Consider the following 12,681-nt stretch of genomic DNA (forward strand, 5'->3'; position numbering starts at 1 on the left):
GGGGCGGAATCGATCAGCCGACCAGCTGACCGTCCAGGGTCACGGTGGCGTCCGTGGCGGCACCGGCGGCGTCGACCACGGTGACCACCACGGAGCCGCCCGCAGGCACCTCGGCCGGCACGGGCAGCCAGGCGCGGTACTCGCCGGTGAGGTCCAGGCCGTCCTGGCCCAGGACGGTGCCGTCCGCGTCGTAGGCCGTGACGGTGACGGAGGCGAAGCCGCCCTGATCCGTCTGCGCGACCACCCGGGTGCCGTAGGCGACACCCTCGGCGGGCGCGGCCACGACGTCGGTCACGCCCGGCGCGGCGGCCTCGGCGGCCGGGGCCTCAGCAGCGGGGGCCGCCTCGGCGGCCTCCTCCTCCGCGGCGGCCTCGGCGCGGGCCTTGAGCTCGGCCGCGATGGCCTCCTCCTCGGCCGGCGTGAACTCGGTCAGTTCCGACTCGTCCACGGCAGGCTCGCCGCCGGTGGGCAGGTCCTCGTCGGACACGGGGCCGGCGACGTCGGCGATCGCCGGGGCGGTCTCGGCGGTCTCGGCGGCGGGCGCCGCGGAGGCGTCCAGCGCGTCGAGGGACTCGACCGGGACCATGATCGAGGTCATCGCCTGGGCGTCGCAGCCCACCACGTTGCCCTCGGCGTCGAAGGTCACCGGGGCGATGCCCGAGATGACACCGACCACCCGCTGCTGGGCGTCATAGACGGCGCCGCCCGAGTCGCCGGCGTGGGTCGAGGCGGTGTCCAGGGCGACCTGATCCGCGTACGCGTCGTCGCAGACCGTGGCGGCCTCGAACGTCTGCGTGTGGGACACGGTGTTCGGCGCGCCCAGCGGCACGGACGAGCCATGGGTGTAGACGGTCTCGCCCACACCGACGGATGAGGCCGGCCGCGTGGACCAGTCGCCCACGACGTCGACGTCGTCGGCCAGGGCCACGCGGACCGCGTCCACGCCCGAATCGCCGGGCAGTGCCGAGACGGTGCCGATCGCTGCACCGTCGACGTCGCGGACGGTCGATCCGATCTGCCACTGGCCCGCGCCGCAGTGGGCCGCGGTGTAGGCGGTGGCCTCGTCGACGATGGTCAGGCTGCACGCCCCGGCCGGCGCGGTGATCGCCGAGCCCTGGGTGAGCGTGGTCTGCGCGAGGGCGGGGCCGGCACCGGCCACCACCACCGCGCCCAGCGCCGCGGTGGCGACGCCGGTCAAGGTTCTGGTTTTCATGGGTACTCCTCGGAGGATGGGAGGCATGGGGCCGGCGCGCGGCGCACGGCCTCCAAGGATGGGGTGGGGCCACCACGGGCCCTCCCCTCCCCCTCAACGGTACCGGACGCGCCGGGCGACCGATCAGGGTCGGCGGACCGTGATCTCCACGGAGTCGGCCCGCTCGGCCAGCAGCGGCAGGTCTGCCAGGAGGGTCCTGAGCGTGGCCGTCATCAGGCGCACCCCGGCCGCGTCGGCGTCCCGGGTGGGCATCGCGACGATCTGCAGCTCGGGCCCGGCCCCGCCTCCGTTCATCACCGCGCCGGAGCCCGTGTGCGTGGCCACCCCCGACCCGGGGGCGAGGCCCAGGTTCAGCAGGTTCGGGACCAGGTCGGCGACCTGGGCGATCTCGTCCGCGATCTCCTGGTCCCGGTAGGCGGGGGTCCACTCCTTCTGCTGGGCGAGCGACCACACGGCCGGGCGTCGCACCACGTACGTGTGCTCGGCGCCGGCGTCGATGACGACGAGCTCACAGCCCTCGTCCACGGCGGACAGGCAGGCACGCGGCAGCCAGACGGCCACGGGCCGGGCGACCGGGTTCCACGCCGTCAGCGCGGGCACGTTCGTGAACACCGGCAGCGCCTGCCGGCCGTCCGGCGCGCGCATGGTCACGAGGGCCACGTCCGCGGCCTTGTCCCCGTGCGCCGCGACGTCGTGCTCGTGGCCGGTGTGGTCGCCGTGGTCGTGGACGTCGTCCTCGTCCACGGCGAGGGTGGGCACGACGGCGGCGAACACGCGGATGCGCGTGAGCACCTCCGTCACCTCCCGCTCACCGGCGGAGCCGTCCGTCAGGGCCGCCATGACGGCGGTCCACTCGGCCGGGCTGGTGCCGTCGTCCTCGTCGAACACGTGCAACGGGTTCGCGGAGCCGTCCACGCCGGGGCCGGAGAGGTCACGGCCCTGCCACGGGACGCCCGCGGTGTCCGCGGTGTTCTCGCCCGCGGTCTTCTCCCGCATGCGGTCGAGCGCGGCCCGGATGTGCCCCGGCAGCTCCCGGGCCGCCGGGTGCGGCACCGCGACCGTCTCGTCGATCGGGCCGAGCCCGTCGCCGCGGGCCAGGCCGCCGTCGTCGTGCGAGCCCGTCACGGGGCGACCGGGCCGGGCTGCTCGGAGCGCGCCTGCTCCACCGTGGCGCCGCCGGCGACGGCCAGCGCCTGCTCCAGGCTGAAGCGGCCGGCGTACAGCGCCTTGCCCATGATCGCGCCCTCGACGCCCTGGCCGGTCATGGCCGCGAGCGCGGCGACGTCCTCGAGGGAGGAGATGCCGCCCGAGGCGACGACCGGCTTCGCGGTCTTCGCGCAGACCTGGGCCAGCAGCTCCGTGTTCGGCCCCTTGAGCGTGCCGTCCTTCGTGACGTCGGTGACCACGTAGCGGGCGCAGCCGGCGTCCTCGAGGCGGTCCAGCACCTCCCAGAGGTCGCCGCCCTCCTTCGTCCAGCCGCGGGCGGCGAGCGTGGTACCGCGCACGTCGAGGCCCACGGCCACCCGGTCGCCGAAGCGCTCGGTGACGCGCGCGGTCCACTCCGGGTCCTCGAGGGCGGCGGTGCCCAGGTTCACCCGCGCCGCACCCATCTCGAGGGCGTTCTCGAGCGAGGCGTCGTCGCGGATGCCGCCGGACAGCTCGATCTTCACGCCGATCTCCTCCACCACACGGCGCATGACCTCGCGGTTGTCACCGCGGCCGAAGGCGGCGTCCAGGTCCACGAGGTGGATCCACTCCGCGCCGGCGCGCTGCCAGTCCAGGGCGGCGGTCACCGGGTCGCCGTACGAGGTGGCGCTGCCGGCCTCGCCCTGGACGAGGCGGACGGCCTGACCGTCCTGGACGTCGACGGCGGGCAGCAGCTCGAGGGCGGGGGCGTTCGGGGTCATGGGGTTCCTCTCGGGTGGGGCGGCCGGCGCGATCAGGCGCCGACGGTCAGGAAGGAGGCGGCGATGGCCATGCCGGCCAGCACGAGGACGATCACGATGGCCCACAGCGGCGCCTTCTGTGTGCGCATGGACCAGGCGGCGCCGAGCAGCAGCCCGCCGAGGGCGAGGTACAGGACGGACCAGTAGGGCATCAGAGGGTCTCCAGCCAGTTGCGCAGCAGCTGCAGCCCGGCGTCCCCGGACTTCTCGGGGTGGAACTGCGTGGCGGACAGGGGGCCGTTCTCCACGGCGGCGATGAAGTCCGCGCCGTGGTGCGCCCAGGTGACCTGGGGCGGACGCATGGCGGAGATCGTCTGGTCGAACTCCCACTCGAGCACGCCGTAGGAGTGGACGAAGTAGAACCGCTCGTCCTCGATGCCGGCGAAGAGGGCGCTGCCTTCGGGCGGCCGGACGGTGTTCCAGCCCATGTGGGGCAGGACCTCGGCGGGCAGCTCGGCGACGACACCCGGCCACTCCCCCATGCCCGCGGTGCGCTCGCCGTGCTCGACGCCGGCGTCGAAGAGGATCTGGTGGCCCACGCAGATGCCGAGGACGGGTCGGCCCCCGGCCACGCGGCGGCCGATCCAGCGGGTGCCGCCGACCTCGGTCAGTGCCCGCATCACGGACGCGTACGCCCCGACGCCGGGCACGAGCAGCCCGTCGGCCTCCTGCACGGCCTGCGGATCGCGCGTGAGCTCGACCTCCGCGCCGGCCCGCTCCACGGCACGCAGCGCCGAGTGCACGTTGCCCGAGCCGTAGTCCAGGACGGCGACGCGCGGCCGCACACCGGGGACGGTGGTGGGGCGGGCCATCAGAGGGCGCCCTTGGTGGAGGGCACGCCGGTCATGCGGGGGTCGTCCTCGACGGCGGCGCGCAGGGCGCGGGCGAAGGCCTTGAACTGCGCCTCGACGATGTGGTGCGGATCCCGGCCCCGCACGACGTCCATGTGGAGGCAGATCGCCGCGTGGTACGTGATCGACTCGAACACGTGGCGCGTCATGGAACCGGTGAAGTGCCCGCCGATGCGGTGGTACTGCTGCCCCTCGGGCTCGCCCTCGTGCACGAGGTAGGGCCGGCCGGAGACGTCGACGACGGCGCGCGCCAGCGCCTCGTCCAGCGGCACGGACGCCTCGCCGAAGCGGCGGATGCCGGACTTGTCCCCGAGCGCGGTCTTGAGCACCTCGCCCAGGGTGATGGCGACGTCCTCGACCGTGTGGTGCACGTCGATGTGCGTGTCACCGGTGGCGCGGACCGTCAGATCGATCTGGGAGTGCCGGGACAGCGCGGTGAGCATGTGGTCGTAGAACGGCACGGTGGTGGAGATCTCAGCACGGCCGGTGCCGTCCAGATCCATCTCGACGTACACGTCCGACTCGCTCGTGGTGCGCGTCATGCGCGCACGGCGTCCGGAGATCAGCTCGGCTGCCACGGGTCCTCCTCGGGCTGGGGCCGCACCGGTCCGGGACGGGTGCGGGGGATGCGGGTGCGCGCGGCCGGTGCCGGCGGGCCGGGGCGCCGCGCGCGCTGTCCCCATCCTAGGGAGCCGGGCGGACGCCGCGACTCCGGTGACGCCTCAGGACCGGTGCCCGGTCTCGCCGAGGACCTCCGCGAGAGCAGTGAGGAACGCCGTCGTCTCCGCCTCGGTGCCGGCGGTGACGCGCAGGTGGTGCGGGATGCCGACGTCCCGCACGAGCACGCCTCGGTCGAGCAGGCGGCGCCACACGTCGGAGGCGTCCTCGAGGTGACCGAAGAAGACGAAGTTCGAGTCGGACACCGAGGGCCTCAGTCCCAGGCCGCGCAGGGTGGAGACGATGCGGTCGCGCTGGGCCTTGATGTCCTCCACGGTGCGCAGCAGCGCGTCCACGTGGTCGAGAGCGGCCTCCGCCGTGGCCTGCGTGACCGCGGAGAGGTGGTACGGCAGGCGCACCAGGCGCAGGGCGTCGGTGACGGCGGGGTCCGCGGCCAGGTAGCCCAGGCGCGCGCCAGCCAGGGCGAACGCCTTGGACATGGTGCGCGTGACGATCAGCCGCTCACGGCCGGGCAGGAGCGTGAGGGCGGAGCGGGTGCCGGCGAGGGCGAACTCCGCGTAGGCCTCGTCCACGACGACCATCGCGCCGGGCCCGCCGGCAGCCTCGTTCTCCGCCTGCGCGGCGTACACGGCCTCGATGGTCGCCAGGTCCAGGGCGGTGCCCGTCGGGTTGTTGGGGGAGGCCAGGAAGACGACGTGCGGACGGTGCTCCCGCACCATGGCCGCCGCGTGCTCGGCGCTGAGGCTGTGGTCGTCGGCGCGGCCGCCGTCCACGAACACGGTGTCCGTGCCGCCGGCCAGCAGCGGGTACATGGAGTACGAGGGCAGGAAGCTCAGCAGGGTCCGCCCCGGGCCGCCGAAGGCCTGGAGGATCTGCTGCAGGATCTCGTTGGAGCCGTTGCCGGCCCACACGTGGTCCGCCGTGAGGCCGTGGCCGAGGTAGCCGGCGAGCGCATGTCGCAGCCCCGTGAACTCGCGGTCCGGGTAGCGGTTCAGCCCCCCGGCGACGGCCGCGACCCGCTCGGCGATCGCGGCGGCGACCTCCTCCGGCACCGGGTGCGTGTTCTCGTTGGTGTTGAGCATGTACGGCACGTCCAGCTGGGGGGCGCCGTAGGGGCTCAGGCCGCGGAGGTTCTCGCGCAGGGGCAGAGTGCTGAGGTCGGTCATGGCCGCCAGTCTAGGAACCGTGGAGGGCGAGGCCCGCCGTGCGTCACCGCATGGCCGGGACGAACAGCTCCTCACCCGGGGCGGGGGCCCGGCCCTCGAGCCCGTTGAGCTCGTCGATCGTGGCGATCACCTCGTAGACGTCCGCCTCCGGCGCCACCGTGGTGGCGATGGTCCACAGGCTGTCCCCGGGCATGACCGTGACGGACTGGGTGGCCGGTCCTGCGGTGTCCGCGGACACCGCGGCGGGCGACAGCAGCACACCCAGGAAGAAGGCGGCCGCCAGCGTGGCGGCCACGGCCGCGGCGATCACGGGGATCCCCCGCAGCACGAGGCGGCCGCGGCGGGTCAGACGGATGGTGGCCGGACGCGGCCGCGCGGTCGCGGGCGAGCCGGCGAACTGGGCGGTGGTGAGCGTCATGGTGTCCTCCTCCGGGGCGAGTGCCCTCCAGGCGATCGAACATCTGTTCGAATCCGTTCGAGTACTTTTCTAGCACAGGTGTTCGAGACACGCCACGACGAGATCGAACATATCTTTGAATGAGAGGCGGCTCTCCTCTAGGCTCGAGGCGATGCACGGACGCCCCGGAACGCCCCCGGGGACCGCCAGGACACAGGCAACCAGCGGGGGCGGACACGGTAAGCGTCCGGACGGCAGCCGGACGCCGGAACACGAGGCCGGCCACCATCACCCCCGGGAGAACGGACGGCAGCCATGAGCACCACCGACGATCAGCCGGCGGCGCGCGCGCCGCTCACCGACCGCCAGCGGCGGATCGTGCAGACCATCCGGGACGCGATCGCCGACAACGGCTACCCGCCCTCCATGCGCGAGATCGGCGACGCCGCGGGCCTGGCCTCGCTCTCCTCCGTCACGCACCAGCTCGGCCGTCTCGAGCGACACGGCTACATTCGGCGCGACCCGGGCCGCCCGCGTGCCCTCGAGGTGCTGCGCGACGTGGACGGCACCCCGCTGGGTGAGGCCGCCTCCCCCGCCGCTGCGCCGTCGTCGCAGGTCTCCGCGATCCCCGCGTGGCACACCGGCGCGGACGGGGCGGACAGCGTACCGGTCCCCTGGGTCGGCCGCATCGCGGCGGGCGGCCCCGTCCTGGCCGAGCAGCAGGTCGAGGACGTCATGGCGATCCCGCGCCGCCTCACGGGCGAGGGCGAGCTGTTCATGCTGCGCGTCACGGGCGACTCGATGGTGGACGCCGCGATCTGCGACGGCGACTGGGTGGTGGTGCGCCGGCAGGAGACGGCGGAGAACGGCGACATCGTCGCGGCCCTGCTCGACGACGAGGCCACGGTGAAGACCTTCCGCCGCCGTGACGGGCACACGTGGCTCCTGCCCCAGAACACGGCCTACGAGCCCATCCTCGGCGATCACGCCACCGTGATGGGGCGCGTCGTCACGGTCCTGCGCTCGCTCTGACCCGCTCCCTCCGACCGGGCCGGGCCGACGGTCCGAGGCCGAGCGAGGTCAATCGCCCGAGGCGAGCCGTGCCAGCACCCCGCGGACGACGTCGCCGTCCGTGGTGCGCCAGAAGTCCGGCAGGGCGCTCGTGATGTAGCCGCCGTACCGCTCGGTGGCCAGGCGGGGGTCCAGCACGGCCACGACGCCGCGGTCCGTCACGGAGCGCACGAGGCGCCCGGCGCCCTGGGCCATGCGCACGGCCGCGTGCGTGGCGGAGATCCGCATGAACCCGTTGCCGCCGTGCCGGGCGACGTCCCGGGTGCGGGCCTGGGAGAGCGGGTCGTCCGGCCGCGGGAACGGGATGCGGTCGATCACCACGAGCCGCAGCGAGTTCCCCGGCACGTCCACGCCCTGCCACAGGCTCATGGTGCCGAACAGGGACGTGTCCGGCTCTTCGGCGAACTGGCGTACGAGGGCGGAGAGGGTCGCGTCCCCCTGGCACAGGATCGTGGTCTTCGGCCCGAGCCGACGGCGCATCTCGGCGGCGGCGTCCTCGGCCGCCCGGCGCGAGGAGAACAGGCCGAGGGCCCCGCCCTGCGACGCCCTCAGGAGCGCCTCGAGCTCATCGAGGGACTCGGGCGAGGCCGTCCGGCCGGGCCGGGGCAGGTGCCGGGCCACGTAGAGCACGCCCTGACGCGGGTAGTCGAAGGGGCTGCCGACGTCGAGGGCCTCGAACTTCGGGGCGTCCGGGCCGGCCAGGCCCACGTCGCCGGCCACCGAGTCGAACCGGCGCTCCCCCGAGCCCACGGTGAGCGTGGCGGAGGTGAGCACCGTCGTCGCCTTGCCGAACAGGCCCTCCCGCAGCTTGCCTGCCACCGAGAGCGGGGCCACGTAGAGCTGGGGCGGGTCTGTCTCGTCCCCCGGCTGCCAGCCCACGCCGGGCTCGAAGTGGCCGGGGCGGGTGGCCCACAGCACCTCGGGGAAGTCGGCCTCGGGCCGGGCCGCGAGCATGCGCTCCACCACCTCGAGGACCTCGAGGATCCGCGAGCGCGCCATCTGCCGTCCGCCGTCGGCGTCGGCCTCCTTGTCCTTGTCCTGGCCGAGGTCGGACAGGCACTGGCGCGCGGCCGTGAGGACGCCGGTGAGGGCCTGCTCCTGCACCTCGTCCGGGCCTGCGGCGATCAGGCCGGACGGGGTGTCCGTGAACGCGCGGTCCAGGGCCGCCCCGGCCTCGATCAGGTCCTCCACGGCCACGGTGGTGTGGCGGCGCAGCGAGGTGGCGGCGCCGTGCACGATCGACCCGGACAGCTGCCCGGTGACCGCACCGGTCACCCGGTCCTGGAGCTCGTGGGCCTCGTCCACCACGACGGCCGAGTACGCCGGCAGCACCGCGAGCCCCTCGAAGGCGCTGATGGCGAGCATCGCGTGGTTGGTGACCACGACGTCCGCGTCCGCCGCGTCCGCGCGGGCACGCTCAGAGAAGCACTCCTCGGCCTGGGGGCAGCGGGACGCGCCGAGGCAGTCGACCGCGGACACGGAGACCTGCCGCCACGCGCGGTCGGTGACGGGGACCTCGAGGTCGTCGCGGTCCCCGGTCTCGGTCTGGTCCGCCCACGCCCGCAGGTACATGACCTCCTTGCCCAACAGCGAGGAGGGCCCGGCGGCGCCGTCCGTGGCGGAGCCGATCATCCCGCCGTCGTCGGCGACCGTGAAGAGGGCCTCCTCGCCCTCGTCCCCGGGGTAGCCGCCGTCCACCTTGTGGCGACACAGGTAGTTGGAGCGGCCCTTGACCAGGGCGACGACGGGCTCGCGGGGCAGCTCGTCCTTGAGCGCCTCGACCAGCCGTGGGGCATCCCGCTTCATGATCTGGGCCTGCAGCGCGAGCGTGGCCGTGGCGACGACGACGGGGTCCTCCTGCGTCATCGCGTGCTGGAGGGCGGGGATCAGGTAGGCCAGGGACTTGCCGGTGCCGGTGCCGGCCTGTACGAGCAGGTGACGGCGCGACTCGAGGGCGCGCGCCACTTGCAGCACCATCTCCCGCTGGCCCGCGCGGTGCTGGCCGCCGGTGGCCTGCACCGCGACATCCAGCAGGCGCAGCGCCTCGCGCTCGTGCTCCGTGCGCGGCTGCGCGCCGACCGCCCCGGCTTCCTTCACCCCGTCGCTCACGACGCGTCCGCCTCCACGACGAACTCGGCGAAGTCCGGCGCGATGTCCTCACGGACCAGCACGGACAGGCGGGTGCCGCCCTCCTCGTAGCCCTCGGCGAGGATCTCCGCGTCCGCCGAGTGCAGGCGGGAGACCAGCTCACCCCGGGTGAACGGGACCAGCAGTTCGAGCCGCACGTCCGGCCGCGGGATGGTGGCCGCGATGGCGCGCTCGAGCTCGTCGATGCCCTCGCCGGTGCGCGCGGAGACCACCACGGCGTGGGGCTCCTTGGACCGGATCCGGGCGACGACGGCCGGGTCCGCTGCGTCTGCCTTGTTCAGCACGATGATCTCGGGGATCCGGTGCGCGTCCACCTCCGCGAACACGGAGCGCACCGCGGCGATCTGGCCCTCCGGGTCCGGGTGCGAGCCGTCCACGACGTGCAGGATGACGTCCGCGTCCGCGACCTCCTCGAGAGTGGAGCGGAACGCCTCGACCAGCTGCGTGGGCAGGTTCCGCACGAAGCCGACCGTGTCCGAGAGGGTGTAGCCGATGCCGTCCGGCGTCATGGCCTTGCGCACGGTGGGGTCCAGCGTGGCGAACAGGGCGTTCTCCACGAGCACCCCGGCGTGGGTGAGGCGGTTGAGCAGGGACGACTTGCCGGCGTTGGTGTAGCCGGCGATCGCCACGGACGGCACCCGGTTGCGACGACGGTTGGCGCGCTTGGCCTCGCGTGCCGGCTTCATCCCGGCGATGTCCCGGCGCAGCTTCGCCATGCGGGTGCGGATGCGGCGGCGGTCCAGCTCGATCTTGGTCTCGCCGGGGCCGCGAGAGCCGATGCCCTCGCCGGCGGCGGCACGGCCGCCGGCCTGCCGGGACATGGACTCGCCCCAGCCGCGCAGGCGCGGCAGCAGGTACTCGAGCTGCGCGAGCTCGACCTGGGCGCGGCCCTCACGCGAGCTCGCGTGCTGGGCGAAGATGTCCAGGATCAGCGCGGTCCGGTCGATGACCTTCACCCGCACCACGTCCTCCAGCGCGCGGCGCTGGGACGGGGCGAGCTCGGAGTCCACCACCACGGTGTCCGCGCCGGAGAGCGCCACGATCTCGGCGAGCTCCTGCGCCTTGCCCTTGCCGAGGAACGTGGCCGGGTCCGGGGTGGCGCGACGCTGGATGACGCCGTCGAGCACCTCCGAGCCCGCGGTCTCGGCGAGCGCGGCGAGCTCCCGCAGGGAGTTCTCCGCGTCCTCCGCGGAGCCCTCGGTCCAGACCCCCGCCAGCACCACGCGCTCCAGGCGCAGCTGGCGGTACTCGACCTCGCTCATGTCCTCGAGCTCGGTGGACAGGCCCTGCACGCGCTTGAGGGAGTGGCGCGCGGCGAGCTCGTCCTGGTCGCCGTCGGCGTCCGTGTGCCCGTCCTCGCCCTCGTCCAGGGCGAGTGCGCGGCCCGCGAGCGCGGCGGAGCGATCCGGGGTGCCGGTGTCGAGGGCGCCCTCGTGGTCCGCGGCCACGCTGTCCGCGGAGCCGCGCCCGGTCGCCTCGCGGTCGGAGGCGCGGCGAGCGTCATCGGCGGCCAGGATGCGGTCGATCACGGCCTGGATCTCGTCCTCGGAGCCGTGGGCGCCCTGGGGGCCGGGGGTGTGCTGGTTCTTCTCAGTCATGGTCTCCTCTGGGCCGCCGCGGTCGGGCGGCCCGATGGTCTCAGGGTAGAGGGGTTGGCGGACGCGTTAGGCGGCTGTCCGCAGGGGGCGGACGTGGTGGGTGACGCGCACGGCCGTGTGGGCGAGGGTCGGCGGCGCGTGGCGACAACCTCTGGGCGGCTCCGTCGGCGTGAGGCAGGCGAGCACGCGGCACCGCAGCCACGAGGTCTCGTCGGTGGGCGTGCAGGGGCGGACCAGGTGGTCCATGGTGGGATCTCCCTCAGGTGCCGGGGCGCGCTCGACGGCCTCATCCGAGGCGGGCGCGCGAGGGGCGGGGGCGGGCAGTGACGCGGGGGCGTCAGCGCAGGAAGATCCACATGAGCGTCGAGTATACCGGGCGGCGCGCGTGGGCGACAGGGGCCCCGACGCCCGGTCCGCCGACGACGCCCACGTATCCTGCGGGCATGACCGCGTCCCCCTCCCCCGCCCCGCCGCAGCCCGGCCGGACGGGCCGGGCGACCGTCGTCGTGATCGGCGCGGGCCAGGCGGGGCTGTCCGCCGCCTACCACCTGCGCCGCCGCGGTTTCGTGGGGCTGGGTCCGAACGACGACGGCGCCGCCGGCGTCCCCGACGACGCCCCCGGCACGTTCGTGGTGCTCGACGCGGAGACCGCCCCGGGCGGCGCGTGGCAGCACCGCTGGGACTCGCTCACGATGGCCACCGTCAACCACATCCACGAGCTGCCCGGCGACCCGGTGCCGCCGGCCGACCCGGCCGCGCACGCCAACACCCTGCTGCCGGCCTACTTCGCCGATTACGAGGCACGGTTCGCCCTGCCGATCCGGCGGCCCGTGCGTGTGAGGCGCGTCGAGCGGATCGGCGAGCCGGGACGTGCGCGCGGGTTCTTCGTCCGCACGGACGGGGCGCCGGGCACGTGGCGGGCGGACTTCGTGGTCAACGCGACCGGCACCTGGACGTCCCCACGGTGGCCCTCGGTGCCCGGGATGCGCTCGTTCCGCGGCCGGCAGCTGCACACCCGTGACTACGTGTCCAAGGACGAGTTCGCCGGGCAGCGGGTGGTGATCGTGGGCATGGGCGTCTCGGCGACGCAGCTGCTGGCCGAGATCTCCACGGTCGCGGACACCCTGTGGGTGACCCGCCGCGAACCGCGGTGGCAGGACTCGGCCGCACCCGGCGCCCTGGCCGAGTCGGTGCGCGGGGTGGACGAACGGACCCGTGCGGGCCTGCCGCCGGGCTCCGTGGTCGGGGCGACCGGGATGCACCGCTCGTCCTGGGTGCGCGAGGCCGAGTCACGAGGCGTGCTGGTGCGCCACCCCATGTTCACGGCCGTCGAGCCGGACGGGGTGCGGATGCCCGACGGCTCGTTCGAACCGGCGGACGTGATCCTCTGGGCCACCGGCTTCCGGCCGGCGATCCGGCACCTCGCTCCCCTGCGGCTGCGCACGCCCGCCGGCGGCCTCCGCGTGGCGGGCGGGCGCGCCCTGGACGAGCCGCGCCTGTTCCTCCTCGGCTACGGGCCCTCCCAGTCCACGGTCGGGGCCAACCGCGCCGGGCGCGACGCCGTGCGCGCGATCCTCGCGGACCTGGCCGGGCCGGCGTCGGGCTGAGGGCCGC

Annotated in this window: 12 protein-coding genes; 2 read left to right on the forward strand and 10 right to left on the reverse strand. The window is 74.4% G+C overall.

All coding sequences use genetic code 11. The annotated features are described in order from the left end of the window. Positions 1-13: 13 nt before the first annotated feature. From AC0VX4_RS07395 to AC0VX4_RS07430, 8 genes are all read right to left on the reverse strand, one after another. The gene (locus tag AC0VX4_RS07395) at positions 14-1,213 is read right to left on the reverse strand and encodes a trypsin-like serine protease (protein WP_400268510.1); all 1,200 of its coding nucleotides are present in this window, start codon (positions 1,211-1,213) and stop codon (positions 14-16) included. A 123-nt stretch (positions 1,214-1,336) separates the two neighbouring features. After that, positions 1,337-2,338, reverse strand: coding sequence for an SseB family protein (locus tag AC0VX4_RS07400; RefSeq protein ID WP_166437368.1), 1,002 nt, complete (start codon positions 2,336-2,338; stop codon positions 1,337-1,339). Beyond that, a complete protein-coding gene (gene priA, locus AC0VX4_RS07405) occupies positions 2,335-3,120 on the reverse strand; it encodes a bifunctional 1-(5-phosphoribosyl)-5-((5-phosphoribosylamino)methylideneamino)imidazole-4-carboxamide isomerase/phosphoribosylanthranilate isomerase PriA (RefSeq protein WP_475464162.1) in 786 nt (261 codons plus the stop codon). Before priA ends, AC0VX4_RS07400 begins: the two co-directional genes overlap by 4 nt. Positions 3,121-3,152: 32 nt before the next feature. Next, entirely contained in the window at positions 3,153-3,311 is a 159-nt protein-coding gene (locus AC0VX4_RS07410; protein ID WP_004167696.1) for a hypothetical protein, read from the reverse strand. Further along, positions 3,311-3,970: an imidazole glycerol phosphate synthase subunit HisH gene (gene hisH / locus AC0VX4_RS07415; RefSeq protein WP_004167703.1), complete on the reverse strand. Its 660-nt coding sequence runs from the start codon at positions 3,968-3,970 to the stop codon at positions 3,311-3,313. The genes AC0VX4_RS07410 and hisH overlap by 1 nt, the downstream gene beginning before the upstream one ends. Next, positions 3,970-4,551, reverse strand: a complete 582-nt coding sequence (gene hisB, locus AC0VX4_RS07420) for an imidazoleglycerol-phosphate dehydratase HisB (RefSeq protein ID WP_169577989.1) — start codon at positions 4,549-4,551, stop codon at positions 3,970-3,972. The genes hisH and hisB overlap by 1 nt, the downstream gene beginning before the upstream one ends. 180 nt (positions 4,552-4,731) lie before the next feature. Beyond that, a complete protein-coding gene (locus AC0VX4_RS07425; RefSeq protein ID WP_049158380.1) occupies positions 4,732-5,853 on the reverse strand; it encodes a histidinol-phosphate transaminase in 1,122 nt (373 codons plus the stop codon). 43 nt (positions 5,854-5,896) lie between these two features. Beyond that, positions 5,897-6,271 (reverse strand): LysM peptidoglycan-binding domain-containing protein, encoded by a 375-nt coding sequence (locus tag AC0VX4_RS07430; protein WP_004167706.1) that lies wholly within the window; start codon positions 6,269-6,271, stop codon positions 5,897-5,899. A 294-nt stretch (positions 6,272-6,565) separates the two neighbouring features. On the opposite strand from AC0VX4_RS07430, the gene lexA reads away from it, so the two are divergent. Then, positions 6,566-7,282, forward strand: coding sequence for a transcriptional repressor LexA (gene lexA, locus AC0VX4_RS07435; protein ID WP_060774624.1), 717 nt, complete (start codon positions 6,566-6,568; stop codon positions 7,280-7,282). A 48-nt stretch (positions 7,283-7,330) separates the two neighbouring features. On the opposite strand, the gene AC0VX4_RS07440 is transcribed toward lexA, so the two are convergent. Next, entirely contained in the window at positions 7,331-9,430 is a 2,100-nt protein-coding gene (locus AC0VX4_RS07440; protein WP_060774623.1) for an ATP-dependent DNA helicase, read from the reverse strand. Beyond that, positions 9,427-11,067: a GTPase HflX gene (gene hflX / locus AC0VX4_RS07445; RefSeq protein WP_475464163.1), complete on the reverse strand. Its 1,641-nt coding sequence runs from the start codon at positions 11,065-11,067 to the stop codon at positions 9,427-9,429. Before hflX ends, AC0VX4_RS07440 begins: the two co-directional genes overlap by 4 nt. A 443-nt stretch (positions 11,068-11,510) precedes the next feature. Here hflX and AC0VX4_RS07450 point away from each other — a divergent pair, with 443 nt between their 5' ends. Continuing rightward, positions 11,511-12,674, forward strand: coding sequence for an NAD(P)-binding domain-containing protein (locus AC0VX4_RS07450; protein WP_336265170.1), 1,164 nt, complete (start codon positions 11,511-11,513; stop codon positions 12,672-12,674). Positions 12,675-12,681 lie beyond the last annotated feature (7 nt).

This window comes from Micrococcus sp. 63XJN7_8_ISO-PGPR-S23-253 (assembly GCF_056173425.1).

Excerpts from the sequence above, each read along its gene's own strand:
- hisB (WP_169577989.1), bottom strand. The coding sequence starts at position 4,551 with ATGACGCGCACCACGAGCGAGTCGGACGTGTACGTCGAGATGGATCTG.
- AC0VX4_RS07395 (WP_400268510.1), bottom strand. The coding sequence starts at position 1,213 with ATGAAAACCAGAACCTTGACCGGCGTCGCCACCGCGGCGCTGGGCGCG.
- hisH (WP_004167703.1), bottom strand. The coding sequence starts at position 3,970 with ATGGCCCGCCCCACCACCGTCCCCGGTGTGCGGCCGCGCGTCGCCGTC.
- lexA (WP_060774624.1), top strand. The coding sequence starts at position 6,566 with ATGAGCACCACCGACGATCAGCCGGCGGCGCGCGCGCCGCTCACCGAC.
- AC0VX4_RS07450 (WP_336265170.1), top strand. The coding sequence starts at position 11,511 with ATGACCGCGTCCCCCTCCCCCGCCCCGCCGCAGCCCGGCCGGACGGGC.
- AC0VX4_RS07410 (WP_004167696.1), bottom strand. The coding sequence starts at position 3,311 with ATGCCCTACTGGTCCGTCCTGTACCTCGCCCTCGGCGGGCTGCTGCTC.
- priA (WP_475464162.1), bottom strand. The coding sequence starts at position 3,120 with ATGACCCCGAACGCCCCCGCCCTCGAGCTGCTGCCCGCCGTCGACGTC.
- AC0VX4_RS07425 (WP_049158380.1), bottom strand. The coding sequence starts at position 5,853 with ATGACCGACCTCAGCACTCTGCCCCTGCGCGAGAACCTCCGCGGCCTG.
- hflX (WP_475464163.1), bottom strand. The coding sequence starts at position 11,067 with ATGACTGAGAAGAACCAGCACACCCCCGGCCCCCAGGGCGCCCACGGC.
- AC0VX4_RS07430 (WP_004167706.1), bottom strand. The coding sequence starts at position 6,271 with ATGACGCTCACCACCGCCCAGTTCGCCGGCTCGCCCGCGACCGCGCGG.